This window comes from Pseudomonas sp. SK2 (assembly GCF_016772395.1).
Taxonomy (GTDB): Bacteria; Pseudomonadota; Gammaproteobacteria; order Pseudomonadales; family Pseudomonadaceae; genus Aquipseudomonas; species Aquipseudomonas taiwanensis.
The window spans coordinates 613,999-639,177 of record NZ_CP061944.1; the positions used below are offsets into that span (position 1 = coordinate 613,999).

At 60.0% G+C, this 25,179-nt stretch carries 23 protein-coding genes; 12 read left to right on the top strand and 11 right to left on the bottom strand.

Annotation, left to right across the window (positions count from 1 at the left end; all coding sequences use genetic code 11):
- Positions 1-63: 63 nt before the first annotated feature.
- From IF103_RS02690 to IF103_RS02700, 3 genes are read right to left on the bottom strand one after another with little or no spacing between them, the layout of a single operon-like run.
- The gene (locus tag IF103_RS02690; RefSeq protein WP_202675842.1) at positions 64-1,689 is read right to left on the bottom strand and encodes an ATP-binding cassette domain-containing protein; all 1,626 of its coding nucleotides are present in this window, start codon (positions 1,687-1,689) and stop codon (positions 64-66) included.
- Between the two features lies 1 nt (position 1,690).
- Entirely contained in the window at positions 1,691-2,845 is a 1,155-nt protein-coding gene (locus IF103_RS02695; protein WP_202675843.1) for a YcaO-like family protein, read from the bottom strand.
- Positions 2,846-2,898: 53 nt separating this feature from the next.
- Positions 2,899-2,997 carry a hypothetical protein gene (locus IF103_RS02700; RefSeq protein ID WP_027907971.1) on the bottom strand — a complete coding sequence of 33 codons (99 nt, stop codon included), beginning with the start codon at positions 2,995-2,997 and terminating at the stop codon, positions 2,899-2,901.
- A gap of 427 nt (positions 2,998-3,424) precedes the next feature.
- On the opposite strand from IF103_RS02700, the gene IF103_RS02705 reads away from it, so the two are divergent.
- The gene (locus tag IF103_RS02705; RefSeq protein WP_027907972.1) at positions 3,425-5,722 is read left to right on the top strand and encodes a YgiQ family radical SAM protein; all 2,298 of its coding nucleotides are present in this window, start codon (positions 3,425-3,427) and stop codon (positions 5,720-5,722) included.
- 110 nt (positions 5,723-5,832) lie between these two features.
- Here the strand turns inward: IF103_RS02705 and IF103_RS02710 are convergent, their stop codons facing one another.
- Positions 5,833-6,420: a cytokinin riboside 5'-monophosphate phosphoribohydrolase gene (locus tag IF103_RS02710; RefSeq protein WP_023378494.1), complete on the bottom strand. Its 588-nt coding sequence runs from the start codon at positions 6,418-6,420 to the stop codon at positions 5,833-5,835.
- A gap of 350 nt (positions 6,421-6,770) precedes the next feature.
- Between IF103_RS02710 and azu the strand changes: the two genes are divergently transcribed.
- The gene (gene azu, locus IF103_RS02715) at positions 6,771-7,220 is read left to right on the top strand and encodes an azurin (RefSeq protein WP_027907973.1); all 450 of its coding nucleotides are present in this window, start codon (positions 6,771-6,773) and stop codon (positions 7,218-7,220) included.
- A 145-nt stretch (positions 7,221-7,365) separates the two neighbouring features.
- On the opposite strand, the gene nadE is transcribed toward azu, so the two are convergent.
- Positions 7,366-8,193 (bottom strand): NAD(+) synthase, encoded by an 828-nt coding sequence (nadE, locus tag IF103_RS02720; protein WP_023378497.1) that lies wholly within the window; start codon positions 8,191-8,193, stop codon positions 7,366-7,368.
- 3 nt (positions 8,194-8,196) lie between these two features.
- A complete protein-coding gene (gene pncB / locus IF103_RS02725) occupies positions 8,197-9,402 on the bottom strand; it encodes a nicotinate phosphoribosyltransferase (RefSeq protein WP_023378499.1) in 1,206 nt (401 codons plus the stop codon).
- Between the two features lie 479 nt (positions 9,403-9,881).
- Between pncB and IF103_RS02730 the strand changes: the two genes are divergently transcribed.
- The 6 genes from IF103_RS02730 to IF103_RS02755 all read left to right on the top strand — a co-directional run bounded on the left by IF103_RS02730 (position 9,882) and on the right by IF103_RS02755 (position 16,366).
- The gene (locus tag IF103_RS02730) at positions 9,882-11,018 is read left to right on the top strand and encodes a branched-chain amino acid ABC transporter substrate-binding protein (RefSeq protein WP_023378500.1); all 1,137 of its coding nucleotides are present in this window, start codon (positions 9,882-9,884) and stop codon (positions 11,016-11,018) included.
- 151 nt (positions 11,019-11,169) lie between these two features.
- Positions 11,170-12,084, top strand: coding sequence for an ABC transporter permease subunit (locus tag IF103_RS02735; protein WP_013974411.1), 915 nt, complete (start codon positions 11,170-11,172; stop codon positions 12,082-12,084).
- A gap of 2 nt (positions 12,085-12,086) precedes the next feature.
- Positions 12,087-13,385, top strand: coding sequence for a high-affinity branched-chain amino acid ABC transporter permease LivM (livM, locus tag IF103_RS02740; protein WP_023378502.1), 1,299 nt, complete (start codon positions 12,087-12,089; stop codon positions 13,383-13,385).
- Positions 13,382-14,257: an ATP-binding cassette domain-containing protein gene (locus IF103_RS02745; RefSeq protein ID WP_023378503.1), complete on the top strand. Its 876-nt coding sequence runs from the start codon at positions 13,382-13,384 to the stop codon at positions 14,255-14,257. The genes livM and IF103_RS02745 overlap by 4 nt, the downstream gene beginning before the upstream one ends.
- A complete protein-coding gene (locus IF103_RS02750; RefSeq protein ID WP_023378504.1) occupies positions 14,254-14,970 on the top strand; it encodes an ABC transporter ATP-binding protein in 717 nt (238 codons plus the stop codon). Before IF103_RS02745 ends, IF103_RS02750 begins: the two co-directional genes overlap by 4 nt.
- A gap of 628 nt (positions 14,971-15,598) precedes the next feature.
- The gene (locus IF103_RS02755) at positions 15,599-16,366 is read left to right on the top strand and encodes an SDR family oxidoreductase (RefSeq protein ID WP_023378505.1); all 768 of its coding nucleotides are present in this window, start codon (positions 15,599-15,601) and stop codon (positions 16,364-16,366) included.
- A gap of 56 nt (positions 16,367-16,422) precedes the next feature.
- Here IF103_RS02755 and IF103_RS02760 read toward each other — a convergent pair whose 3' ends face one another.
- The 3 genes from IF103_RS02760 to IF103_RS02770 form a co-directional block, all read right to left on the bottom strand.
- Complete coding sequence (locus tag IF103_RS02760; protein WP_104882227.1) at positions 16,423-17,520, bottom strand: AGE family epimerase/isomerase; 1,098 nt, start codon at positions 17,518-17,520, stop codon at positions 16,423-16,425.
- A gap of 102 nt (positions 17,521-17,622) precedes the next feature.
- Positions 17,623-18,255, bottom strand: coding sequence for a TetR family transcriptional regulator (locus IF103_RS02765; protein WP_202675844.1), 633 nt, complete (start codon positions 18,253-18,255; stop codon positions 17,623-17,625).
- Positions 18,256-18,377: 122 nt separating this feature from the next.
- Positions 18,378-18,944, bottom strand: coding sequence for a phage infection protein (locus tag IF103_RS02770; protein ID WP_502709916.1), 567 nt, complete (start codon positions 18,942-18,944; stop codon positions 18,378-18,380).
- Between the two features lie 450 nt (positions 18,945-19,394).
- Here IF103_RS02770 and IF103_RS02775 point away from each other — a divergent pair, with 450 nt between their 5' ends.
- Complete coding sequence (locus IF103_RS02775; protein ID WP_023378509.1) at positions 19,395-21,455, top strand: AsmA family protein; 2,061 nt, start codon at positions 19,395-19,397, stop codon at positions 21,453-21,455.
- Positions 21,456-21,814: 359 nt separating this feature from the next.
- Here the strand turns inward: IF103_RS02775 and IF103_RS02780 are convergent, their stop codons facing one another.
- Together IF103_RS02780 and osmE are read right to left on the bottom strand one after the other, a co-directional pair.
- Positions 21,815-22,345: a ferritin-like domain-containing protein gene (locus IF103_RS02780; RefSeq protein ID WP_023378510.1), complete on the bottom strand. Its 531-nt coding sequence runs from the start codon at positions 22,343-22,345 to the stop codon at positions 21,815-21,817.
- A gap of 47 nt (positions 22,346-22,392) precedes the next feature.
- Complete coding sequence (gene osmE, locus IF103_RS02785; RefSeq protein WP_023378511.1) at positions 22,393-22,734, bottom strand: osmotically-inducible lipoprotein OsmE; 342 nt, start codon at positions 22,732-22,734, stop codon at positions 22,393-22,395.
- 123 nt (positions 22,735-22,857) lie between these two features.
- On the opposite strand from osmE, the gene IF103_RS02790 reads away from it, so the two are divergent.
- The 3 genes from IF103_RS02790 (at position 22,858) to IF103_RS02800 (ending at position 25,162) form a co-directional block, all read left to right on the top strand.
- The gene (locus IF103_RS02790; protein WP_023378512.1) at positions 22,858-23,748 is read left to right on the top strand and encodes an esterase/lipase family protein; all 891 of its coding nucleotides are present in this window, start codon (positions 22,858-22,860) and stop codon (positions 23,746-23,748) included.
- A gap of 62 nt (positions 23,749-23,810) precedes the next feature.
- A complete protein-coding gene (locus IF103_RS02795) occupies positions 23,811-24,083 on the top strand; it encodes a PsiF family protein (protein ID WP_023378513.1) in 273 nt (90 codons plus the stop codon).
- A gap of 71 nt (positions 24,084-24,154) precedes the next feature.
- Complete coding sequence (locus IF103_RS02800; protein WP_023378514.1) at positions 24,155-25,162, top strand: AI-2E family transporter; 1,008 nt, start codon at positions 24,155-24,157, stop codon at positions 25,160-25,162.
- Positions 25,163-25,179: the final 17 nt, after the last annotated feature.

The window sequence follows — 25,179 nt, forward strand, 5'->3', positions numbered from 1 at the left end:
CTGGGCTGCGGATAATTCATTGATTCAGTAGGGCACTGTGGGATCGCCTGCGAGCTCAGGTTTTCAAGCTGCGGAGCATCCCACTTGTGCTTGGCTGACGATCCGACCTTCGCTCATGGTGATCACCCGGTCAAATCTTGGCAGAGCGTTCTGATCATGCGTTACGCAGATCAGCCCTTTCCCTTGGAATGTTTCGAATAGCAGATCCCAGGTACGCTCCGCCGACCCGGCATCAAGGCCACTTGTGGGTTCGTCGAAGAAATTGAACTCGCCAGGCTGATTAAGTAGGCGTAGCAGTGTCAGCCTGCGAGCTTCGCCGCCAGAAATGGAGTCTGCGCGTGCATCCAGCTCGCGTTCGTACCAGTCTTTGTTCAGGCCTAGCCGTTCAAGCCACCGTTCGATTTGAGCTCGATCATGAGTGTGCTCGAACAGAACTGCTCGGGGCAGCGCTCCTGGAATGAAATGGGGGGCTTGAGGGCAAAGGCGTAAACGGCTGAACTGCTCGCTTGCGTCGAACTGTGCCAGACATCTGCCCTGGAGATAGACATGTTCACGCAACTGGAACACCGTTCCCGCCATGGCGTGCAGTAGCGTCGACTTGCCACATCCGCTGGGCCCAATCAGCGCGACCCGTTCACCATTGCGCAGCGCCAACGGCTCATCCAGTTGCAATTGCAATGTGTTGCGAGTGCTGAGTTGACAGGGGGCGATGCGCAGCCCTGCGCCTTCGTCGTTGGATTGAATGTCTGTCGTGGATGATGGACCGAACAGCGGGAGTTGAAGCCAGTGTTCAAGTTTGCGTTTGTCGAGCCGAAACTGATCGAGCATTCGCCAGGCATCGGCCATTTGCGCGACCCCCGACAGCAGTCCACTCACCAAGGTAAATAGAGCAACCAGTTCACCCAGGCTCAATTGCGGTGATGTCAGGGATTGATCATTTATACCCCACATCAGCAAGCCGCCACTGCCCAGACCGATGAACAGAATACGCAGGGCCTGAAGCCAGCCGCCGCTGTAGGCTACCCGAACGGCTGAATCGGCGTAGTCAGATAGTGTCTGGTTGACCGGAATCATTGCTGCAGCCTCGGCTTTTTCCAGCTTGACCGTAGACGCACTGGCAAAGGTATCCACCCACTGTTCGGCCAGTTCGTCCTCTCGCGAGTTCACCGCCTCGATATGCGGTCGGCGCCAACGCACCAAGCGATCATTGGCCCATAAGTACACCAAGCTCAAAGGAATGAGACCAATCAGGACCGAACTAGCCCCCAGATAGGCGAACAGTGTGGCCAGCAGCATCGCCTCCGCCAACACTGGCCATGCTGATCCGATCAGAAAGCCGAGCCATCGCTCTTGGGCCGTTATTCCCCTATCCAGTACTTTTACCAAGGTTCCGCCATGGAGTTGTCCATAGGCTTCGAAGCGTTTGTCCAGCAATCCTCGGCACCAACGGATGGAGAGTTGCTTCACACGGTCTTGGCAGAGGCGTGCCAGGCTCCAGGCTTGTATAGGGGTCAATGAGGCTTGCAATGCGATAAGGCATATGAAGGCTCCGAGCAAAAACTGGGAAGACGAGACGGAGATCGACAGGTTATCGATAACGTTGGCCAAAATCAGGGCTGGTACGACGGTCGCGACTTTCAATATCAATGTCGTGCTCAAGGCAGCGACAACGCCTCGATAAATATGCATGTCAGTCCCTTGTGTCTTTGAATACGGATTGCGGGGCGACTGGAATGCCGGACCTGATCAAATGGAATCGCTCCAGTCCAGGTATGAAAACCTGCACGACTGTGGCGAAATTCGGGTGCGCATAAAGGGTGCGGTAAAATATGGCTCTATTGTGCTTGCCCAGATTTATCAATGTGCGCTTTATCTGCCTGCGTACGCTGAGTTCGGGGCTCTGGGGGTGCCAGGTAGGTACGGTATGAGTGGGGCAGGGGTTCAGAAGGGCGGCAAGTCGCTCGGATTGTAGCAGCATCGTTGCTGTAGAAAGGTCTTCTTGTTTTTCCACATGACCATGAAGTTGTTCGCATTGAATATTTTCAGTCACGGCGCGATACATTGCGATGGATGGGCTTATGGAGCAGCCGGAGCCGACATGGCAGAGTGTGCCGATTCTTTTTTCGGGTGAAATGGCAATGCAAAATGGCACGTCATAAAAGTCATGGGACAGGAAAATATTCAAATTCTTGGCGTGGCGAAAGAGCGCATTGTCATGAGTGAAAACTTCTTCCAGGAAAGTGTCCGAGGGGCGGTAAAGTTCTGGTGGAGAAGACAATCCACAGAGCGATAGATAATACAGGGAGAGCGCATGGCGCTCGATGGCCTCATTGATGGCATGCAACAGTGCTTCATTCTCTGTGCAACCCAGCGCCATGCCAGCGTTCGTTGCATATTTGGCAAGGAAGCCAGCGGCAGTCCTTTCGATTTCGTCTACATTTTTGGGTGAGGGAGCCATCATTATCGCCGGTACGTTAATTTCGGCGTGGCTGTCCAGGGCTTCGAGCTTGAAATAAGGTATTTGGCAGTTGGAAGGTGTAGACTTTAGCAGCCAATCGTCGAACGGCTCCATGGACTTTAAGATATGGTCGCTGCTGATCAGGGTGGGAGCGATGGCATCCATAAAGTAGTGTTCAAGGCTCTCGGCAAGTGCGCCTAGCTCACAGTATTCTCCCTTGCCGGCACCACTGGAAACCTCTTTAAAGGATCTGTCGTATAAATGGCAGGTGGCGACCAGTCCATCTTTTTTCGAGTGATGTATCCTCGCATGCAAGCCTAGCTGACGATGCAACCCTGTCAGGCGGTTGTAGGCTTCCTCAATATTCAGTTCTCGCTCGGTTATCATTTCTGGCTCCTAGGCGTGACCAGAAGGGGCGGTTGCCCCTTCTGGTCAAGGTCTTACATCATGTTGAGGAAGTCGATCTCGGACTCGGTGAACGTATAGTTCATTGCGCGAGAGATCTGCAGGGTGTGAATTTCAGAACGACGACGTCCCATGGTATGTGCTCCTTTTAGTTGTTTGAGTTGCGCGTGTCAGCGCATGGGTGTTGTAACACTTGCTTTTTTGTTTGTTCAATATTGGTTTTGGCATTGCAAGGGAAAGTTTGCGTAGGTTTTTTTACTTGAGTGTGAAGTCTTGCTCCTACAGTTCTCGGTGGAGTTGGTAAATATTTGTTGATAATTAGTGGGTTGATGTTTTTTTAGGGGGAAGGGGGGAATCATTTTGTAAAAGATTGAATGGATTGCTAACGGTTGGCTGGGAAAACAGGGAAGGGGACGGAGGTCTGGTGGTCGGGATTTCCATTGGCAACCTGTCCAGGCGTCGGGCAGGTCATCAATTCCCAGGAAGGTGGTCGGATTTGGTCAAAATTTGTGCTATATTCCGCGCCCGCGATTTCCCTGCACACCAGAACCGGTCACTGACATGCAAGCAGCCAAACCACTCTACGACTATCCAAAGTACTGGGCCGAATGCTTCGGGCCAGCGCCTTTCCTGCCCATGAGCAGGGAGGAGATGGATCTGCTCGGCTGGGATTCCTGCGACATCATCATCGTGACCGGCGACGCCTACGTCGACCACCCGTCGTTCGGCATGGCCATCATTGGCCGCCTGCTGGAAGCCCAGGGCTTTCGCGTGGGGATCATCGCCCAGCCGAACTGGCAGTCCAAAGACGACTTCATGAAGCTCGGCGAGCCGAACCTGTTCTTCGGTGTGGCCGCGGGCAACATGGACTCGATGATCAACCGCTACACCGCGGACAAGAAGATCCGTTCCGACGACGCCTATACCCCAGGTGGCCTGGCCGGCAAGCGTCCGGATCGCGCCAGCCTGGTGTACAGCCAGCGCTGCAAGGAAGCCTACAAGCATGTGCCGATCGTGCTTGGTGGCATCGAGGCTTCGCTGCGCCGTATCGCCCACTACGACTACTGGCAGGACAAGGTCCGCCACTCGATCCTGATCGACGCCAGCGCCGATATCCTGCTGTTCGGCAACGCCGAGCGGGCGGTGGTCGAGGTGGCTCAGCGCTTGTCCAACGGCGAGAAGATCGAAACCATCACCGATGTGCGCGGCACAGCCTTCGTGCGCCGTGACACGCCAGAGGGCTGGTACGAGATCGACTCCACCCGTATCGACCGTCCGGGCCGTGTCGACAAGATCATCAACCCGTACGTGAACACCCAGGACACCCAGGCCTGCGCCATCGAGCAGGCCAAGGGCGAGGTCGAAGACCCGAACGAAGCCAAGGTTGTGCAGATTCTCGATAGCCCGCGCATGACCCGGGAGAAGTCGGTCATTCGCCTGCCGTCGTTCGAAAAGGTTCGTAACGACCCGGTGCTGTATGCCCACGCCAACCGAGTGCTGCACCTGGAGACCAACCCTGGCAACGCCCGCGCCCTGGTGCAGAAGCATGGCGAAGTGGACGTGTGGTTCAACCCACCACCCATCCCCATGACCACCGAGGAAATGGACTACGTGTTCGGCATGCCCTACGCCCGTGTACCGCACCCGGCCTATGGCAAGGAGCGCATCCCGGCCTACGAGATGATCCGATTCTCGGTGAACATCATGCGTGGCTGCTTTGGTGGCTGCACCTTCTGCTCGATCACCGAGCACGAAGGCCGGATCATCCAGAACCGCTCGCACGAGTCGATTCTTCACGAAATCGAAGAGATGCGCGACAAGGTGCCGGGCTTCACCGGCGTGGTCTCCGACCTGGGCGGGCCAACCGCCAACATGTACCGCATCGCGTGCAAGAGCCCCGACATCGAGAAGCACTGCCGCAAGCCGTCGTGCGTGTTCCCAGGTATCTGCGAGAACCTCAACACCGACCACAGCTCGCTGATCGAGCTGTACCGCAAGGCGCGTGCCTTGCCGGGTGTGAAGAAGATCCTGATCGCCTCGGGCCTGCGCTACGACCTGGCTGTCGAATCGCCGGAGTACGTCAAGGAACTGGTCACCCACCACGTTGGCGGATACCTGAAGATTGCCCCGGAACACACCGAGCGTGGCCCGCTGGACAAGATGATGAAGCCAGGTATCGGTACCTACGACCGCTTCAAGCGCATGTTCGAGAAGTTCTCGAAAGAGGCGGGCAAGGAGCAGTACCTGATTCCTTACTTCATCGCGGCGCACCCTGGCACGACCGACGAAGACATGATGAACCTGGCCCTGTGGCTCAAGAGCAACGGCTTCCGTGCCGACCAGGTGCAAGCGTTCTACCCTTCGCCGATGGCATCGGCCACGGCCATGTACCACTCGGGCAAGAACCCGCTGCGCAAGGTGACCTACAAGAGCGAAGGGGTGGAGATCGTCAAGAGCGAGGAGCAGCGTCGTCTGCACAAGGCGTTCCTGCGCTACCACGATCCGAAGGGCTGGCCGATGCTGCGTGAGGCGCTGCAGCGCATGGGTCGTGCTGACCTGATCGGCCCGGGCAAGCATCAGTTGATTCCGTTGCACCAGCCGCAGACCGACACTTACCAGAGTGCCCGTCGCAAGAACTCGACGCCGGCCGGTAGCCATAAAGTGGGCAAGGACCAGAAGATCCTCACCCAGCACACCGGCCTGCCGCCGCGTGCCAGCGATGGCAGCAAGCCTTGGGACAAGCGCGAAAAGGCCAAGGCCGAAGCGTTCGCCCGCAATCAACAGGCGGCCAAGGAGCGCAGGGAGTCGGCGAAGGGTGGCAAGGGCAAGAAGCCGCGTCAGCCAGTAATCCCGCGCTGATCGAGCGCTAGAACCCTGTGGGAGCGGGTTACCCGCACGAGGGTGGATTCACCGACGTATGTGCGGATGAACCCACTCCCACAGGTTAGCCGTCAGGCTATCGATCGAGATCAATCAGGTTTCTTGTCTACCCACTTTGGCGCCACTGGCGCGACAAAGTTGTCCATCCCATCCAGTAGCTCATCCGGCTGCTCACCCAGCAGCAACATCGCCCGATGCTGCGGCCGCACGAATCCTTCTTCGACGATATGGTCGAGGAACCCGCCCAGCTTTTCATAGAAACCCTTCACATCGAGCAACCCTAGCGGCTTGGCGTGATAGCCCAGTTGCCCCCAGGTCCAGACCTCGAACAGTTCTTCAAGCGTACCCAAGCCACCGGGCAGCGCGATAAAGGCATCGCTCAGCTCAGCCATGCGCGCCTTGCGTGCGTGCATGCCGTCGACCACCTCCAGGCGGGTCAGGTTCTTGTGGCCGATTTCAGCGTTCATCAGGCTCTCGGGGATGATCCCGATCACTTCGCCACCTGCGGCCAGGGCCGCGTCGGCCACGGTGCCCATCAGGCCGACCGCGCCGCCGCCATACACCAGGGTCAGGCCGCGTCGGGCAATGGCCTGGCCAAGGGCCACGGCTGCTTCGCGGTAGGCAGGGTTGGCACCGATGCTGGCGCCGCAGAACACACAAACGGAACGTACAGGCATTGCTCATCTCCAGTCGCATTGCGGTGACAGGGTACGGCTCATGCCTGCTGGTTCCAAGGGCGGTTTCACTCTGGGCGGGAGAATTCGCACATCGCGCCACTGGCACCGTGGGCGTAAGCGGCGAGCAGGCTGTTCATCAGGCTTCCAAGGGACATTTCGGGTGACTCCTAATTGAGAGGTTGTCCCATCGTCCACTATAAGGGCATGATGTGCTCTTAGATTGGTTGTATACAATCAATCGAACAATTCTACTGACTGGCCTCTTGACACCCCTTTGATTCACATCAGGTGGGGGCTGAACGGTTTCAGGCAGTCTCGCAATTGATAAAACCCTGCCAAGGAGATTCATGATGTTTGCGAAAGCTGTAGCGGTATCCCTGCTGACCCTCGCCAGCGCCTCTGTCTTCGCAGCCGAGTGTTCGGTAACTGTCGACTCGACCGACCAGATGTCCTACACCACCAAGGAAATCACCGTCGACAAGAGCTGCAAGGAATTTACGGTCAAACTGACCCACTCCGGCAACCTGCCGAAGAACGTCATGGGCCACAACCTGGTGATCAGCAAGACTGCCGACATGCAGGGCATTGCCACCGAGGGGATGAGCAAGGGCCTTGATAACGATTACATCAACGCCGCCAATGCCGGGATCATTGCCCACACCAAGATGATCGGCGCACCGGAAAAAGAAACCGAGGTGAAGTTCGACACCTCCAAGCTCGAAGCGGGTGGCGACTACAGCTTCTTCTGCACCTTCCCTGGCCACATCTCGATGATGAAGGGCAAGGTGGTCGTCAAGTAATGATGGCTTGAACCAGGGGAGGTCTTTGCCCTCCCTACGCGACGCAAGGCCGCTCCCACAGGATTTAGCGCTTTCTCAAGCACTGCGCAGTCCTCGTGGGCGCGGCCTTGTGTCGCGACAGGGCCGCAAAGCGGCACCAGACGGCTCAAGGGGCGAACGGCAGTTCGCGCTTGTGCTGGGTCTTGCGGTAGGTGTTCACGATGATGTTGAACGCTTCCTGATCCACTGGCAGCCCATGCAGGAACGCGTCGATCTGCTGGTAGGTCACGCCATGGGACGCTTCGTCCGGCTTGCCCGGCGCGAGGTCTTCGAGGTCCGCGGTCGGCACTTTCTCCACCAATGATTCCGGCGCACCGAAACGACGGGCGATCGCTCGTACCTGGTTTTTCACCAGACCGCTCAGCGGAGCCAGGTCACACGCACCATCACCGAACTTGGTAAAGAAGCCCATTACCGCCTCTGCGGCGTGATCGGTACCGATCACCAGGCCAGCGCGGGCGCCCGCGATGGTGTATTGGGCCACCATGCGCATGCGGGCCTTGGTATTGCCCACCACGAAATCCACCATCGACGGCGAGCCGCCTTCCAGTGCTTTCACTTCAGATGCCAGGGCGCGTACTGCCGGGGCGATATCCACCGTGTGCACTTCGTCGGCCTTGATCACGTCCAGGCAGGCCTGGGCGTCATGCTCATCGTGCTGCACCTGGTAAGGCAGGCGCACGGCGATGAAGGTATAGGCCTTATCGCCAGTCTCGGCGCGCAACTCGTTGATCGCCCGCTGGGCGAGCAGGGCGGCGGTCAGCGAGTCGACACCGCCGCTGATGCCCAGTACCAAGGTCTTGAGCCGGGCATTGGCCAGGCAATCCTTGATGAAGGCCACGCGCCGGGCGACTTCGGCCTCGATTGCGGCTGCGTCGGCGAACGGCGGCTGTACCTTGAGCGCCTGGGCAATCTCTTGCTGAACGGCTTGCATGGGTTACTCCTTGCTGGGGATTTTGAATACGTGGCGCATGTAGGCGACGAAGTTTTCATCGCGGCACTGGGTCTTGGCAGCCTCGTCGGAGATCTTGGCCACCGGCGAGCCGTTGCAGTCGGTCATTTTAAGCACGATGTTCATTGGCGCCACCCCAGGAATGTCGCAGGTCAGGTTGGTGCCGATGCCAAAACTGACATTGATGCGACCGCGCAGGGCGCGGAAGATTTCCAGCGAGCGGGTCAGGTTCAGGCCATCGGAAAACACCAGGGTCTTGGTCATGGGGTCTATACCGAGTTTCTGGTAATGGGCGATGGCCTTTTCCGCCCAAGCCACCGGGTCCCCCGAGTCATGGCGCAGGCCATCGAACAGCTTGGCGAAGTACAAGTCGAAATCGCTCAGGAATGCGTCCATGGTGATGCAGTCGGTCAGGGCGATACCGAGCAGGCCACGGTATTCGCGGACCCAGCAATCGAGGGCGGCGATCTGGCTGTCGATCAGCCGTGGCCCCAGTTGCTGGTGCGCCATGATCCATTCATGGGCCATGGTGCCGAGGGGTTTGACATCCAGTTTCCATGCCAGGTCGACGTTGCTGGTGCCGACGAACCGCGCCGGGAAGTCATCGCGCAACACCCGCACCACCTCTTCCTGGACGCGGCTTGAAAAGCGCCGACGTGTGCCGAAGTCAGCGACCTGCAATTCGGCCAGCTCGTCTTCACTGGCATGGGCGCGCAGCCAGTCGAACTTGCGATGCAACTGGTCGCGAGCCTCGGCCAGGCGCATGCGCGGGTGCAAGTGGCGGTTGCGCACTTCGCTGATGATGGCCAGCAGGGGCACTTCGAAGAGGATCACATGCAGCCATGGGCCGCGCAGCCGAAGGCACAGCTGGTTGTTCTCGATGCCCAGATGGACGTAGCTCAGGTTGAAGCGGAACAGCCCGAGAAAGCGCAGGAAGTCGGGTTTGAGAAAACTGATGCGTTCGAGAAAGGCCAACTGGCCTTCGTCCAAGGTCAGGTCGCCGAGCCGTTCGATCTGGTTGCGAATCTCGCCAAGGTAGGGGCGAAGGTCTTCGCCGTTACGACAGCGGAATTCCCATTCCACATCGGCATCCGGGTAGTTGTGCAGCACGCCCTGCATCATGGTGAGCTTGTAGAAGTCGGTGTCGAGCAGGTTATGCACGATGCGCTCGGCGAATGCGCTCTCGCTCATTAAAGGGGCTCCAAAAGCGGCGAATGGCGAACATTGTGCCAGCCTTTTCAGTGCTGATGTGTCGATGCAGGTGCTGTGGCGGGGAAGTCGAGTCGTGCAGACAGGTAACGATTGAAGGCGTTTCGGGCAAATCAGGTGTTTTTTCGTGCACGAGCTAGCCTTGAAGCGGTGCGGTCTGTAGCAGTCGCGCACCAGCGGTGTGCACTTCGGTGACGTCCGCTGTTACAGGCAGGTTGCACGTAAACACTTGCCGAGGTTGCAATGATGGCACCCGATGGTTGCTCCTTGTCTGTACGTGTGGTGGCGCCCGCCGCGCGGCAGACGGTTGCACGCTCAATAAAGAAAAGGCCGTCGGTCGCTTGGACACGACCCTTGCAGTGAGTTTTTCCAGTTCTTATTACCGATGGCACGGCCCTTGCTCCAAGTACAGGGCTGAGAAGTTGTAGTGCCAACCAAAAAAACTCTAGGAGCACCACCTCATGTCGCAGACGTTTTACAAGAAAGGTTTCCTGGCTCTGGCCGTAGCTACGGCACTGGGTGTTTCTTCGTATGTTCAGGCCGACATCAAGATCGGCGTCGCTGGCCCCATGACGGGTGCCAACGCAGCGTTTGGCGAGCAGTACATGAAGGGCGCCCAAGCGGCAGCCGACAAGATCAACGCCGAGGGTGGCATCAACGGCGAGAAGATCGTTCTGGTAAAAGGCGATGATGCCTGCGAACCGAAGCAAGCCGTGGCCGTGGCCAACCGCCTGGTTGACCAGGACAAGGTGGCCGGCGTGGTGGGCCACTTCTGTTCCTCCAACACCATCCCCGCTTCCGAGGTCTACGATGAGGCTGGCGTGATCGCCATCACCCCAGGCTCCACCAACCCGCAGGTCACCGAGCGCGGGCTTTCCGCCATGTTCCGCATGTGTGGGCGCGACGACCAGCAGGGCATCGTCGCTGGCGATTACATCGTTGACGTGCTCAAGGGCAAGAAGGTAGCCGTCCTGCACGACAAGGATACCTATGGCCAAGGCCTGGCCGACGCGACCAAGGCGCAGCTGGAGAAGCGTGGCGTCAAGCCGGTGCTGTACGAAGGCCTGACCCGCGGCGAGAAAGACTTCAGCGCCGTGGTCACCAAGATCCGCTCTGCCGGTGCCGACGTTGTCTACTTCGGCGGCCTGCACCCAGAGGCTGGCCCGCTGGTGCGCCAGCTGCGCGAACAAGGCCTGAAGGACGTCAAATTCATGTCCGATGACGGCATCGTCACCGACGAACTGGTCTCCACCGCTGGCGGCGCCCAATACGTCGATGGCGTCTACATGACCTTCGGTGCCGACCCGCGCCTGCTGCCGGACAGCAAGTCGGTGGTGGAAGAGTTCCGCAAGGCCGGTACCGAGCCTGAAGGCTACACCCTGTATGCCTACGCCTCGCTCCAGGCGCTGGCTGCCGCGTTCAATGGCGCGAAGTCGAACAAAGGCGAAGATGCTGCCAAGTGGCTCAAGGCCAACCCGGTCAAGACGGTCATGGGCGAGAAGAAGTGGGACAGCAAGGGCGACCTGACCGTGTCCGACTACGTGGTCTACCAGTGGGATGCCAACGGCAAGTACCACCAGCTGGATAAACAAAAATAAGAACGGCCAGGCCCGGGGCATGCTTCGGGCCATAGCCCCGCGGTACCTGTCTTTATCCGTAGATCTGCACAGTTCTGCGCTGCGAGGGCCGCTTCATCCGTGGCCCGCCGTGGTCGGCGCTCGTGCAATCTCAATCAGGTGAGATTGCGTTATGGATGGTATTTTCCTGCAGCAACTGGTCAACGGCCTGACCCTAGGGTCGGTCTATGGCCTGATCGCCATCGGCTACACAATGGTCTATGGCATCATCGGCATGATCAACTTCGCGCACGGCGAGGTGTACATGATTTCCGCGTACCTCGCGGCGATCAGCCTGGCATTGCTGGCTTACTTCGGTATCGAGTCGTTCCCCCTGCTGATGCTGGGCACCCTGTTGTTCACCATCGTCGTCACTGGCGTCTACGGCTTTACCATCGAGCGCATCGCCTACAAACCCTTGCGTAACTCCACCCGACTGGCACCGCTGATCAGTGCCATCGGCATCTCGCTGATCCTGCAGAACTATGCGCAGATCAGCCAGGGTGCTCGCCAGCAAGGCGTTCCAACGCTGCTGGAAGGCGCCTGGCGCGTCGAAGTCGGCACCGGCTTCGTGCAACTGACCTACACCAAGATCTTCATTCTGGTAGCCGCTTTCGTCGGCATGGGCTTGCTCACCTACGTGATCAAGTACACCAAGCTCGGCCGTATGTGCCGCGCCACCCAGCAAGACCGCAAGATGGCCTCGATCCTGGGTATCAATACCGACCGGGTGATTTCCTACGTGTTCGTCATTGGCGCGGTGATGGCCGCCCTAGCCGGCGTACTGATCACCATGAACTACGGCACCTTCGACTTCTATGCCGGGTTCATCATCGGGATCAAGGCGTTCACCGCAGCGGTACTCGGCGGCATCGGCTCGCTTCCTGGCGCGATGCTGGGCGGGATCATCCTGGGGATTTCCGAGTCGCTGTTCTCTGGCCTGATCAACTCAGACTACAAGGATGTGTTCAGCTTCTCGTTGCTGGTGATGATCCTTATCTTCCGCCCACAAGGCCTGCTGGGTCGCCCGCTCGTGGCTAAGGTGTGAACATGTCCGCTGCCAATACTGCCCCTGTTATCGAAAAAGGTTTCGACCTCAAACGCAGCTTGCTGGAGACCATCGTCGCCGGCCTGCTGGCACTCATTGTCTTCGGTCCGGTCGTCGGCGTGGTGCTCGACGGCTATAGCTTCAACGCCGAGCCCACCCGTGTCGCCTGGCTGGTCGGCGGGGTGATGGCCGGGCGTTTCCTGCTCAGCCTGTACCTGCAGACCGCCGCCGGACGCCGCATGCTCCAGGGCTTCGAGAGTGGTGGCTCGGGCGTGCATGTGCGTGCGCCTGACTACAAGTCGCGCCTGCGCTACATCATCCCGGCGCTGGTGGTGATCGCCATCGTCTTCCCGGTGTTTGCCAACAAGTACCTGCTTACCGTGGTCATCCTCGGCCTGATCTACGTGCTGCTGGGCCTTGGCCTGAATATCGTGGTCGGTCTGGCCGGTCTGCTCGACCTGGGTTACGTGGCCTTCTATGCCATTGGCGCCTACGGTCTGGCCCTGGGTTATCAATACCTTGGGCTGGGCTTCTGGAGCGTGCTGCCATTGGCCGCCATCGCCGCGGCGTTAGCGGGGTGCATACTCGGCTTCCCGGTGTTGCGCATGCACGGTGACTACCTGGCGATCGTGACCCTGGGCTTCGGCGAGATCATCCGCCTGGTGCTGAACAACTGGCTGTCGTTCACCGGTGGTCCCAATGGCATGCCGGCGCCGTCACCGACCTTCTTCGGGCTGGAGTTCGGTCGTCGGGCCAAGGATGGTGGGGTGCCTATCCATGAATTCCTCGGCATCGACTACAACGCCAACTTGAAGTTCGTGTTCATCTACGCCGTGCTGTTCCTGGTGGTGCTGGCGGTGCTCTACATCAAGCATCGGCTCACCCGCATGCCCGTCGGTCGTGCCTGGGAAGCGCTGCGCGAAGATGAAATCGCCTGTCGTTCGATGGGCCTGAACCACGTACTGGTCAAACTCTCGGCCTTCACCCTGGGCGCTTCCACCGCTGGCCTGGCCGGTGTGTTCTTCGCCACCTACCAAGGCTTCGTCAACCCGTCCTCGTTCACCTTCTTCGAGTCAGCGCTGATTCTGGCCATCGTCGTGCTCGGCGGTATGGGCTCGACCGTGGGTGTGGTGATTGCGGCGTTCGTGCTGACGGTGGCGCCAGAACTGCTGCGCAGTTTCTCGGAGTACCGTGTATTGCTGTTCGGCGTGTTGATGGTGTTGATGATGATCTGGCGACCGCGTGGGCTGATCCGCATCAGCCGCACCGGTGTGGTCCCGCGTAAAGGAGTGGCGCCATGAGCGACGATATCATTCTCTCGGTCGACAACCTGATGATGCAGTTCGGCGGCATCAAGGCGCTCAGCGATGTGAGCCTGAAGGTCAAGCGGAACCAGATCTTCGCCCTGATCGGCCCCAACGGCGCGGGCAAGACCACAGTGTTCAACTGCCTCACCGGCTTCTACAAGGCCAGTGGCGGGCGCATCGAACTGAATGTGCGCGGCAGCCACACCAATGTGATCCAGTTGCTCGGCGAGCGTTTCCAGGCTGCGGACTTCGTCTCGCCCGCGCGCTTTGCCAACCGTTTGTACTACAAGATGTTCGGCGGCACCCACCTGGTGAACCGTGCGGGCTTGGCGCGCACTTTCCAGAACATTCGCCTGTTCAAGGAAATGTCGGTGGTGGAAAACCTGCTGGTGGCCCAGCACATGTGGGTCAACCGCAACCTGCTGGCCGGAGTGCTCAACACCAAGGCTTACCGCAAGGCCGAAAGCGATGCACTCGACCATGCGTTCTATTGGCTGGAGGTGGTCGACCTGGTCGACTGTGCCAACCGCCTGGCGGGCGAGTTGTCGTATGGTCAGCAGCGGCGCCTGGAAATTGCCCGCGCCATGTGCACCCGGCCGAAGATCATCTGCCTGGACGAACCGGCTGCCGGCCTCAACCCGCAGGAAACCGAAGCCCTGAGCGGCATGATCCGTGTGCTGCGTGACGAGCATGACATCACCGTGGTGCTGATCGAGCACGACATGGGCATGGTCATGAGTATTTCCGACCACATCGTCGTGCTGGACCACGGCAACGTGATCGCCGAAGGCTCGCCACAGGATATTCGCCACAACCCGACGGTGATTGCCGCCTATCTGGGTGCCGATGAAGAGGAACTGGTATGAGTGCACCCATTCTCGAGCTGAAGGACCTGGACGTGTTCTACGGGCCGATCCAGGCGCTGAAGAAAGTCTCGATGCATATCAACGAAGGCGAGACGGTCAGCCTGATCGGCGCCAACGGGGCTGGCAAGTCGACACTGCTGATGTCGATATTCGGTCAACCGCGGGCTGCGTCCGGGCAAATCGTTTATCGCGGTACCGACATTACCCGCAAGTCGTCGCACTACATCGCCTCCAACGGTATCGCCCAGTCGCCGGAAGGGCGTCGGGTGTTCCCCGACATGACCGTCGAGGAAAACCTCATGATGGGCACCATCCCCATTGGCGACCAATACGCCAACGAAGACATGCAGCGCATGTTCGAGCTGTTCCCACGGCTGAAGGAGCGCCGCAACCAGCGGGCCATGACCATGTCCGGTGGTGAGCAGCAGATGCTGGCCATCGCTCGCGCGCTCATGAGCCGGCCGAAGTTGCTGCTGCTCGACGAGCCATCGCTGGGGCTGGCGCCGATCGTGGTCAAGCAGATCTTCTCCACCCTGCGGGAGCTGGCCAAGACCGGCATGACCATCTTCCTGGTAGAGCAGAACGCCAACCATGCGCTGAAGCTGTCGGACCGGGCATACGTGATGGTCAACGGGCAGATTCGCATGACCGGCACGGGGCAGGAGTTGTTGGTGAACGAGGAGGTGCGCAACGCCTACCTGGGCGGGCACTGAGTCATCCAAACGCCGGGAAGCCGGTTCCTGCAGCGAGCGCTTCAACCTGTAGGAGCCGGCTTGCCGGCGATGTGGACAACTTGTCGCATATCTTTTCCGAAGCACGCCAGAATCCACTCGCAAGTCATTGTTTCCACAGTTTCTATTTTTCCACGGATAATGTGGAACCGCCTGTGGAAAACATGGTGGCATCTCGTTGTATCCCTTTAACGACGGGGCCTGCAAAGGATCGGTCGTTTTTTGATCAAGCAGCCTTAGTACATGACTTTCCTGGGGATTCTTGCCCAGGCAGGGATGATCGACACGCGTTCAATGCCTGTGGATAACTCTGTGAAAAAGCCTTGGACAGTCCGCTGTAGGCGGCATGTTTGAAAGCCCTGGGCCATCATGAAGACCGTGGCGGACGACCGCAGTAAGCTGAAAGGGTTCCGCTGTGTCGATAAGTTGCCCCCAATCCGTGGGGAAAGCCTTGTGGATAAGTTCTGCATACCTGCCGGCGGGCCCTCTGTTCAGAGGCTTCCGAGCATATGTACAAAAAATGACCAGCGCAGGACACGGCTTGCTGCCCGCGCGCTCGGAAGGCATGCTGCAAACCCTGCCGACGATAATCCACAGCGAGGAACAGAGCATGACGTCCACCGTATTCATCACAGGCGCGACTTCCGGTTTCGGCGAGGCCACCGCACGGCGCTTTGCCGAGGCGGGTTGGAAGCTGATCCTGACAGGCCGCCGCAAGGATCGCCTGGACGCCCTGTGCGCTGAGTTGGCGGCTAAGACCGAAGTGCACGGCCTGGTCCTGGATGTGCGTGACCGCAAGGCCATGGAACATGCCATTGCCAACCTGCCGGCAGGCTTTGAGAAATTGCGCGGCCTGGTCAACAACGCGGGCCTGGCGCTGGGGGCGGACCCGGCGCAGAAGTGCGACCTGGATGACTGGGAAACCATGGTCGACACCAACATCAAGGGCCTGATGTACACCACCCGCCTGCTGCTGCCGCGGTTGATCGCCCATGGCCGTGGTGCGTCGATCCTCAATGTGGGTTCGGTGGCCGGCAACTATCCGTACCCTGGCAGCCACGTGTATGGCGGTACCAAGGCGTTCGTCGGTCAATTCTCGTTGAGCTTGCGTTGCGACTTGCGTGGCACTGGCGTGCGCGTCAGCAACATCGAACCGGGCCTGTGCGAGAGCGAATTCTCGTTGGTGCGTTTCGGGGGCGACCAAGCCAAGTATGACGCCACTTACGCTGGCGCCGAGCCGATTCAGCCGCAGGATATCGCCGACACGATCTTCTGGATCCTCAACCAGCCGGCGCACATCAACATCAACAGCCTGGAGCTGATGCCGGTGAGCCAAGACTGGGCAGGTTTTTCGATCGACCGTTCGGCCAAGGGCTGATCGGCGGCCAGCCCGCTCCTGCAAGGCTCGCATGAGCCTTCGGGAGCGGAATTGCGTCAGTTCAGGCGCTGTAGGCCTTGCAGGCAGGTCGCCAAGTGATAGGGGGTGGTTGAAGGCATGTCGTGGCGGCTGACAGCGCCCTGACCATCCCGGCACTCATACCAGCCGCCAGCGTGAAGGAACCGTTGATCCATCGCCTTCAACTGCGCAGGCAGTTTCGCGAGTCCCTCTGGCCGCAACACCAGCGCCCGCAGGTATTCCGCCTGTGCCCAGATCCGCTGGGTGGCATCGAGCACCTTGCCGTTCACCTCCAGCATCGCCAGCACGGCCGCGTCCTTCACGCCGCACCGCTCGGCATAGTCGAATGCGCGGTCTATCGCTGCATGCAGTGGGGTTTCGCGCAGCAGCGGTGAGGTATCGAGCAGGTAGAACCATTCGAACTGATGGCCCGGCTCGAACCAGTTATCCACAGCATCGCGCGGTTTTTCCAGCATCAGGCCGTGCTCCGGCTCGATGAAGTGCGCGTGCAGGGCGTCGCACAGCCGCAGCAGTGCCTGGCGTGCCTGGTCGTCCTCGCGCACTGCCAGTACCTGAAGCAGGGCCTCGGCCAGGTGCATCTGCGGGTTCTGCAGCGGTCCGCTACCCAGATCCGACCAATCCTGGTCCAGGCTGGCTTCGTACAGGCCGTCGTCGCGGGCAAATTGTTGCGCGATGACTGTCAGGGCTGCGTTGAGGGTGGACTCCACCAGGCTCTCGCGCACCTTGCCCCAGTAGTGTGCGCAGGCGAACACGATGAATGCGTGGGTGTAGAGGTCCTTGCGGGTGTCCAGTGGCTTGCCGTCGGCATCGATGCTGTAGAACCAGCCGCCGTGCTCGGCATCGTGGAAATGCCGCTGCAATGAGCGGAACAGCGCGGCGGCACGTTCCGCTGCACCGGGCTGCTCGATGCGGCTGCTGAACAGGTAGAGTTGGCGGGCGCAGGCCATAGCGCGGTAGCGCTGGACCGGCAGCGGGCGATGCTGGGCGTCCAGCGCCTCGTAGGGCAGGGCCATGTCGGCGTTCCAGCCCGGGCCTTGCCACAGCGGCACGATGCGCTCGGCGAAGTGCTGGTTGAAGCGGGCCAGTTCGGGCAGGGTGGGGCGGGGGTCGGACATGAAGGCGCTCGTCGCAATCGGGCAGTGCGCCATGTTAGCAGAAGTGAGGTTGGGGATTGTTCGTGCCAGCCTGCCAGGAGCCCGGCCGCTGCAGCCAGCCGATCAGCCAGGATTGCCCAACCCCTGCCAATGTCGTGCCCCGACGAAGATGAAGCGCAGTTGCTGGGTGATCTTCTCTTGTGGCGTCAGTGCCTGTGGATAACCAGGCTCCGGACTGTCGATCAATTCGGGCAAGGTTGCGAACACGGTTTTGACCACAAGGTCGGCCATCACGGCCAACGCGGCCTGATCCAGATGTTGCCAGCGCTTCATGCGTCCAAGGTCGGTCGCCAGGTCGTTGCTGATGCCTTGGCGCAAACCGGCGATGGCTTGACGTACTGCCTGTGAACCCCCGTATTGCTCGCGGGCCAGAAACAGGAACTGGGCACGGTGAGCCGCGACCACATCGAGGAAGATGCGTACCGAAGCATCGGTGATGCCGCCAAGTTCGAATTCGTTGTGCCGAACAAGGCGAATGGTCTGGCGGAAGGTGGCGTCGACTTCGGCGACCAGGGACAGGCCCAGGGCGTCCATGTCAGGGAAATGCCGGTAGAAACCGGTGGGTACGATGCCCGCGGCCCTGGCGACTTCACGCAGGCTGATGCTGCCGAACCCACGGCCGCTCTCCATCAACTGGCAGGCAGCGTCCAGCAGGGCCTGGCGGGTCTGTAGCTTTTGTTCGGCGCGAGGCAGCATGGGGGCGAATTCTGTGGCTGTACGGCTGGGCATTCTGGATAAAAAAACAAAGCCCGGTCAATGGACCGGGCTTGGAGGGGAGCAGGCGCTTTGCGTGGGATTGTTCTTTTCGGCCATGGCGATCAGCTCACACGGCTGAGTTCGACCAGACGATCCGAACCACCCTCGGCGACACGGCTGGAGCGTTCGATCAGACGGTCCGAGCCACCTTCGGCAACACGACCGGAGCGTTCGATCAGACGGTCCGAGCCACCTTCGGCAACACGACCGGAGCGTTCGATCAGACGGTCCGAGCCACCTTCGGCAACACGACCGGAGCGTTCGATCAGACGGTCCGAGCCACCTTCGGCAACACGACCGGAGCGTTCGATCAGACGGTCCGAGCCACCTTCGGCAACACGACCGGAGCGTTCGATCAGACGGTCCGAGCCACCTTCGGCAACACGACCGGAGCGCTCGATCAGGCGGTCCGAGCCACCTTCGGCAACACGGCCGGAGCGCTCGATCAGACGGTCCGAGCCACCTTCGGCAACACGGCCGGAGCGCTCGATCAGGCGGTCCGAGCCACCTTCGGCAACACGACCCGAGCGTTCGATCAGGCGGTCGGAGCCACCTTCGGCAACTCGACCCGAACGTTCGATCAGGCGATCCGCGCCACCTTCTGCCAGCGTTTTCAGCGGTTGGGCCATTTCGGCAGCGCTGGAACGCGATTCGGCGGTCAGGTGCTGGTCATCGGCTGGCATGGCGAAAGCGTTGGCGGCAAGGATTGAAAGGGTCAGGGTCAGCAGTTGGCGTTTCATGATTTCGGTGCTCCTCTCGGGGGCTGGAAAGTGGGTACGGAGTTAATGTTACGCCCGGTAACGCCAGAGAGAAGTTCATAAGGGTAATGGTGACAATCGACGATATTGATAGACGTTTAGACCGCTCTAGCAAGGGGTTTCCATGGCAGGTAACGGCTAACGGCCACTGTTTCCGTGATGCGTGCGAAGGGCTGGAGATGACGGAAAGCTGAGCGGGGCATCTGGAAAAACCTGGTTATCATGGCCTCCTCGATAAAACCTCACTGGTTTTCATCAGTCCGAGATATTGAGTGCCACCATTGCGCTCGCTTCGTGCCATGTTGTCAGGAGAATCACGCAATGACGCGCCCCGCCAGAATCCTCGTCTGGACCCTCAGCAGCCTTGTGACCGTACTGGCGATCGTGCTGGTGGTGATTGCCACGTTCGACTGGAACCGCATCAAGCCGCTGCTCAACGAGAAGGTATCCGAAGCCTTGCATCGCCCTTTCGCGATCAATGGCAATCTTGCCGTGCAATGGCGTACCGAGCCGGAGGAAGGGGGCTGGAGAGCCTGGGTGCCGTGGCCGCGCTTCATCGCCGAAGACCTCACCTTGGGCAATCCTGACTGGTTGAAGGCGCCGAAGATGGTTGGGCTGGAACGTGTGGAGTTCCGCCTGTCGCCCTTGCCGCTGATCTTCCGGCAGATCGTCATCCCCCGTATCGACCTGACCCAGCCGACCGCCAGCCTCACACGGCTAGCTGACGGCCGTGCCAACTGGACATTCGACTTCGGGCCGAAGGACGAAAACGAAGCGCCTTCGCAGTGGCAACTGGATATCGGCGCCATCGGTTTCGACCAGGGCAATGTCAGTGTCGATGACCAGACATTGAAAACCAGCATGAAGGTGCAGATCGACCCGTTGGGCAAGCCGATCCCATTTGGCGACATCGTCGGTAAAGCACGCGCCGAGAAGGCCGGTGGAGCCCAGGATTATGCCTTCGGCCTCAAGGCCCAGGGCCGTTACAAGGGCCAGCCGGTGTCTGGTACCGGCAAGATGGGCGGGCTGCTGGCCTTGCAGGACGCCAGCCAACCCTTCCCGCTGCAAGCCGACGTCCGGATTGCCGACACCCATGTGGTGCTGAGCGGCACGCTGACCGACCCGCGCAATCTTGGCGCGCTGGATTTGCGCCTGAAGTTGTCGGGTGCGAGCCTGGGCAACTTGTACCCCCTGACTGGCGTGACCCTGCCGGACACCCCGGCGTACTCCACGGACGGGCGGTTGAGCGCCAACCTGCGAGCCCCAGAAGGCGCAACGTTCAATTACCAGTCGTTCAACGGCAAGATCGGTGACAGTGATATCCATGGCGACCTGGCCTTCGTCGCCAGTCAGCCCCGGCCAAAGCTGTCGGGGAACCTGGTGTCCACTCAACTGCTGTTCAAGGACCTGGCACCGCTGATCGGTGCCGACTCGAACGCCGAGCAAAAGGCCCGCGGCGGGGCCAGCAAGCAGCCGTCGGGCAAGGTGTTGCCTGTGGAGGCGTTTAGGACCGAGCGCTGGCGGGCGATGGATGCCGACGTCACCTTCAGCGGCAAGCGCATCGTCCACAGTGCACAGTTGCCTTTCACCGATTTGTCAGCCCACGTGATGCTCGACGATGGATTGCTGCGCCTGGAGCCTCTGCGCTTCGGTGTGGCGGGTGGCAACCTGGCGTCGGATATCCGCTTGGACGGTCGCAATGTGCCGTTGCAGGGGCGCGCCAAACTGACTGCCAGGGGGTTCAAGCTCAAGCAACTGTTCCCAAGCTTCGCGCCGATGCAGACCAGTTTTGGTGAACTGAACGGCGATGCCGACATCAGTGGCCGTGGCAATTCGGTGGCGGCGTTGTTGGGCACTGCAAACGGTGACCTGCGCATGTTGATCAATGACGGCGCTATCAGCCGCAGCCTGATGGAGATCGCTGGGCTGAACGTGGGCAACTACGTGATTGGCAAGTTGTTTGGCGATGAAGATGTGAAGATCAACTGCGCAGCCGCGGACGTTGGGATCAAGAATGGGTTGGCGACGACGCGATTGTTCATTTTCGATACGGAGAACGCGATCATCTACATCAACGGTACGGCCAACTTTGCCAGTGAACAGCTCGATTTGAAGATCACACCGGAGTCCAAGGGCGTTCGCTTGTTCTCGCTGCGCTCGCCATTGTATGTACGGGGGCCGTTTGCCAAGCCTAGTGCGGGTGTGCAGGCGGTGCCGTTGGCGTTGCGCGGGGCGGGGATGGTGGCGCTTGGCGTGGTTGCTGGTCCGGCGGCGGGGTTGTTGGCATTGATAGCGCCGAGTAGCGGTGATGAGCCCAATCAATGTACGCCGTTATTGCAACAGATGAAGGCAGGCAAAGCACCAGCGGCAGTGAAGAAATAGCGCGGTCGCGCTGTGCGCTTCGCTTGTTCTGCTGTTGCGTTGCTGCTGTGCTTTGCTTTTAGTGCGCGAGGATCCAGGCACCACACATCACGAGGTCAGGAGGCCGGAGTGAGGGAGCCCCGAAACGTAGGGGCTGGATGGTAGGGGCCAACGGTTATGGTTACTTTGGCCACGACCAAAGTAACCCACCGGAAGGGCGGAAAGGTGAAGAAGCGACTCCATGGCAAATGGATATTCACGCGGGACAAATGCCGGCTTTTAGTTAAATTTTCGGCCTATGGTTGGCCCGTGGTAAGTGGGTCAGCCTAACCTTGTGCCAAGGCGAAGTTCCATCACCGTTCCGCTCTTACGCAAAGCAGTCAGAGGCCCTGCAGCAAATCCGACATGTCATCGGCGTGCTCTTCTTCCTGTGCCAGAATATCTTCGAAAATACGCCGCGTAGTTGGATCCTTATCGCCGATGTATTGGATGATCTCCCGGTAACTGTCGATGGCAATCCGTTCCGCTACTAAGTTCTCCAACACCATTTCCTTGAGCGATTTACCCTCTACATACTGGGCATGCGAGTGCTTCGAGAGGTTATCCGGATTGAAATCAGGCTCCCCCCCCAGCTGAACAATCCGCTCAGCCAATTTGTCAGCATGCTCGGCTTCCTGGTTGGCATGTTCCAGAAACTCCTGCGCCGCTACACTGGCCTTGATACCACTGGCCATGAAGTAGTGCCGCTTGTAGCGCAAGGTACAGACCAGCTCGGTGGCCAGCGACTCGTTGAGCAGCCGCAGGATTTTCTCGCGATCAGCAGGGTACCCCTCGGTCACGGCGCCTTGCTCGACATGCTGGCGTGCCCGCGCGCGCAAGGTGTTCACATCGGTCAGTTCAACGTTGCTCATGGTGGTCTCCAAACAGATCAGGACAGGTGTTCAGGTGTCAGGAAGGTTCACGCGCCATGGACAGCTTCGCTGTCCTTTTCGCGTTGGTTGCAGGTCTTGAAGCCCTTGGCATCGACATGGCCGGTCGCATCGAAACGCACGTAGTAAGGTTGCTGGTGCCCATCGCGGTTGAGGATGTAGTCATTGCAGGTGCCGCCGTGGGGCAGGTCGATCACGTTCGAGGGGCTGCCACCGATGGCGATGACTTTCTGCATGGTCATGCCGTTCTCCACCTGCTTCACCAGCGGCTCGTCACGGAAGGTGACATAGTCCACCGGGTTTTCCGGACGGCTGCCGCACGCCGCCAGGGTGGCACTTGCCAGAAGAATCGCCAGGGTCTGCTTGTACATGGTCCCGCTCCTTGCTAAGGGTCTGTTCTGGATTGGAACCACAGCGCACGCCAGGAGTTCGATTGCGATGCCCGCCGCCTGCGCGGTAGTGTTGGCCCATCGTCCAAGGACAGGGGCCAGGCAATGGCGCAGGAACTGGCAACGCGATACCCACTGGTACTGGTGCCGGGCATGCTTGGGTTCGTGCGGGTGCTGCTCTACCCCTATTGGTTCGGCATCGTCCCGGCCCTGCGTCGCGGCGGTGCACAGGTGTTTCCGGTACAGGTCTCGCCCGTGCACTCCAGCGAGGTGCGAGGCGAGCAACTCCTGGCGATCATCGAAGCGCTCTGTCAGCGCAGCGGCGCCGAGAAGGTCAACCTCATCGGCCACAGCCAAGGCGCCCTGGATGCGCGTTATGCGGCGGCCAGACGGCCAGATCGCATCGCGTCAGTGACCTCGGTGGCAGGGCCCAACCACGGCTCGGAGCTGGCCGATCATCTGGCGCGGGTGGCGCCTGGCGACTCCCCGCAGGGGCGCGTGCTCAAGGCGGTGCTGCATGGGGTGGCGGTATTGCTGGTGTGGCTGGAGACCAGCTGGCGCCGCGATCCGCTACCCATCGATGTGCATGCCTCGCACCAGTCGCTGACCAGCGATGGCGTTGCACGCTTCAACCAGGCTTATCCACAAGGCTTGCCGCATACCTGGGGTGGTGAGGGGCCAGTAGAGGTCAATGGCGTTCGCTACTACTCCTGGTCGGGAACGCTGCAGCCGGGGCTGACCGACCAGGGCCGCAACCGGTTCGATGGCAGCAACCGCTTCTGCCGCCTGTTCGCCCGCAGCTTCGTGAAAGAGAAGGGACAGTGCGACGGCATGGTCGGGCGGTTCAGCTCGCATCTGGGGCAGGTGATCGGTGATGACTACCCGCTCGATCACTTGGACATCGTCAACCAGCAACTGGGCGCGGTAGGCAAGGGGGCCGATCCGGTGCGGCTGTTCACCGAGCACGCAGCCCGGCTCAAGGCTGCAGGGCTGTAGAGAAAACGACTACACTCAGCCCCATGTCCGTGCATCGGGCGCGGAGACAAGGAGACCACTCCATGAAGATGCTGCAAGTGCCTGTGCTGGTGTTGGGTGTGTTGATCTGTGGGCAAGGATTCGCCGCCACGGCGCAACAGGAGAAGATGAAAACCTGCAATGCCGAAGCCACCGAACAAGCCCTAAAAGGGGACGAGCGCAAGGCATTCATGAGCAAGTGCCTCAAGGCGACCCAGCAGGAAAAAATGAAAACCTGCAACGCCGACGCCACCGCCAAGGCGCTTAAGGGGGACGAGCGCAAGGCTTTCATGAGCGACTGCCTGAAGAAGAAATGACCTGTGCCTATGCCTGTAGGACGAAGGCTGGCAGACTGCGAATCTTTTCCGTTGTCTGCCGCTGAGGCTGTATGACCTTCACCCCCCGCCAGATCAACCTGGCCAGTTGGATCATCGTATTTGCCGGCCTGTTGCTGGCGTTGCCCCTCAAGTTGCTGCCCAGCCTGCTGGCCGGGTTACTGGTGTTCGAACTGGTCAACATGCTCACGCCACGCTTGCAGCCGGTCATTACCGGCCAACGGGCACGCTGGCTGGCCGTGGCCATGCTGGGGACCTTGGTGGTCAGTACCCTGGCGCTGCTGATCGCCGGAGCCTTCAGCTTTCTGCTGCACGAAGCCGAGAACCCCGGTGCCTCGCTAGACAAGTTCATCGGCCTGGTAGAGCGTGCACGTGGCCAACTGCCGCCGTTCATCGAAGGCTACCTGCCGGCCAGCGCCGCTGAGTTCAAGGTCGCCATCGGTGACTGGATCAAAAGCCACCTCAGCGACCTGCAGCTGGTGGGCAAGGGCATGGCGCACATGTTCGTGACCCTGCTGATCGGCATGATCCTGGGTGCCATCGTCGCCCTGCAGCGCATTCCCGACATTTCTCGGCGCAAACCCCTGGCGGCGGCACTGTTCGAGCGGCTTAGCCTGCTGGTGCAGGCGTTTCGCAACATCGTCTTCGCACAGATCAAGATCTCGCTGCTCAACACCGTGTTCACCGGCATCTTCCTGGCGGTGGTGCTGCCTCTGTTCGGCGTGCACCTGCCGTTGACCAAGACGCTGATCGTGTTGACCTTCCTGCTGGGGCTGCTGCCGGTCATCGGCAACCTGATGTCCAACACCTTGATCACCATTGTCGGGTTGTCGCTGTCGATCTGGGTGGCGGCCGCCGCCTTGGGCTATCTGATCGTCATCCACAAGGTCGAGTATTTCCTCAATGCGCGGATCGTTGGCGGGCAAATCAGTGCCAAGGCCTGGGAGCTGCTGTTGGCGATGCTGGTGTTCGAGGCGGCGTTCGGGCTGCCAGGGGTGGTGGCGGGGCCTGTTTACTACGCGTATCTGAAGAGTGAGTTGAAGCGGGCCGAGCTGGTGTAGGTTCCCCTGCCTCATCG

Coding starts and splice junctions, on each gene's coding strand:
- IF103_RS02690 (WP_202675842.1), bottom strand. CDS start 1,689: ATGCATATTTATCGAGGCGTTGTCGCTGCCTTGAGCACGACATTGATA.
- IF103_RS02695 (WP_202675843.1), bottom strand. CDS start 2,845: ATGATAACCGAGCGAGAACTGAATATTGAGGAAGCCTACAACCGCCTG.
- IF103_RS02700 (WP_027907971.1), bottom strand. CDS start 2,997: ATGGGACGTCGTCGTTCTGAAATTCACACCCTGCAGATCTCTCGCGCA.
- IF103_RS02705 (WP_027907972.1), top strand. CDS start 3,425: ATGCAAGCAGCCAAACCACTCTACGACTATCCAAAGTACTGGGCCGAA.
- IF103_RS02710 (WP_023378494.1), bottom strand. CDS start 6,420: ATGCCTGTACGTTCCGTTTGTGTGTTCTGCGGCGCCAGCATCGGTGCC.
- azu (WP_027907973.1), top strand. CDS start 6,771: ATGTTTGCGAAAGCTGTAGCGGTATCCCTGCTGACCCTCGCCAGCGCC.
- nadE (WP_023378497.1), bottom strand. CDS start 8,193: ATGCAAGCCGTTCAGCAAGAGATTGCCCAGGCGCTCAAGGTACAGCCG.
- pncB (WP_023378499.1), bottom strand. CDS start 9,402: ATGAGCGAGAGCGCATTCGCCGAGCGCATCGTGCATAACCTGCTCGAC.
- IF103_RS02730 (WP_023378500.1), top strand. CDS start 9,882: ATGTCGCAGACGTTTTACAAGAAAGGTTTCCTGGCTCTGGCCGTAGCT.
- IF103_RS02735 (WP_013974411.1), top strand. CDS start 11,170: ATGGATGGTATTTTCCTGCAGCAACTGGTCAACGGCCTGACCCTAGGG.
- livM (WP_023378502.1), top strand. CDS start 12,087: ATGTCCGCTGCCAATACTGCCCCTGTTATCGAAAAAGGTTTCGACCTC.
- IF103_RS02745 (WP_023378503.1), top strand. CDS start 13,382: ATGAGCGACGATATCATTCTCTCGGTCGACAACCTGATGATGCAGTTC.
- IF103_RS02750 (WP_023378504.1), top strand. CDS start 14,254: ATGAGTGCACCCATTCTCGAGCTGAAGGACCTGGACGTGTTCTACGGG.
- IF103_RS02755 (WP_023378505.1), top strand. CDS start 15,599: ATGACGTCCACCGTATTCATCACAGGCGCGACTTCCGGTTTCGGCGAG.
- IF103_RS02760 (WP_104882227.1), bottom strand. CDS start 17,520: ATGTCCGACCCCCGCCCCACCCTGCCCGAACTGGCCCGCTTCAACCAG.
- IF103_RS02765 (WP_202675844.1), bottom strand. CDS start 18,255: ATGCTGCCTCGCGCCGAACAAAAGCTACAGACCCGCCAGGCCCTGCTG.
- IF103_RS02770 (WP_502709916.1), bottom strand. CDS start 18,944: ATGGCCCAACCGCTGAAAACGCTGGCAGAAGGTGGCGCGGATCGCCTG.
- IF103_RS02775 (WP_023378509.1), top strand. CDS start 19,395: ATGACGCGCCCCGCCAGAATCCTCGTCTGGACCCTCAGCAGCCTTGTG.
- IF103_RS02780 (WP_023378510.1), bottom strand. CDS start 22,345: ATGAGCAACGTTGAACTGACCGATGTGAACACCTTGCGCGCGCGGGCA.
- osmE (WP_023378511.1), bottom strand. CDS start 22,734: ATGTACAAGCAGACCCTGGCGATTCTTCTGGCAAGTGCCACCCTGGCG.
- IF103_RS02790 (WP_023378512.1), top strand. CDS start 22,858: ATGGCGCAGGAACTGGCAACGCGATACCCACTGGTACTGGTGCCGGGC.
- IF103_RS02795 (WP_023378513.1), top strand. CDS start 23,811: ATGAAGATGCTGCAAGTGCCTGTGCTGGTGTTGGGTGTGTTGATCTGT.
- IF103_RS02800 (WP_023378514.1), top strand. CDS start 24,155: ATGACCTTCACCCCCCGCCAGATCAACCTGGCCAGTTGGATCATCGTA.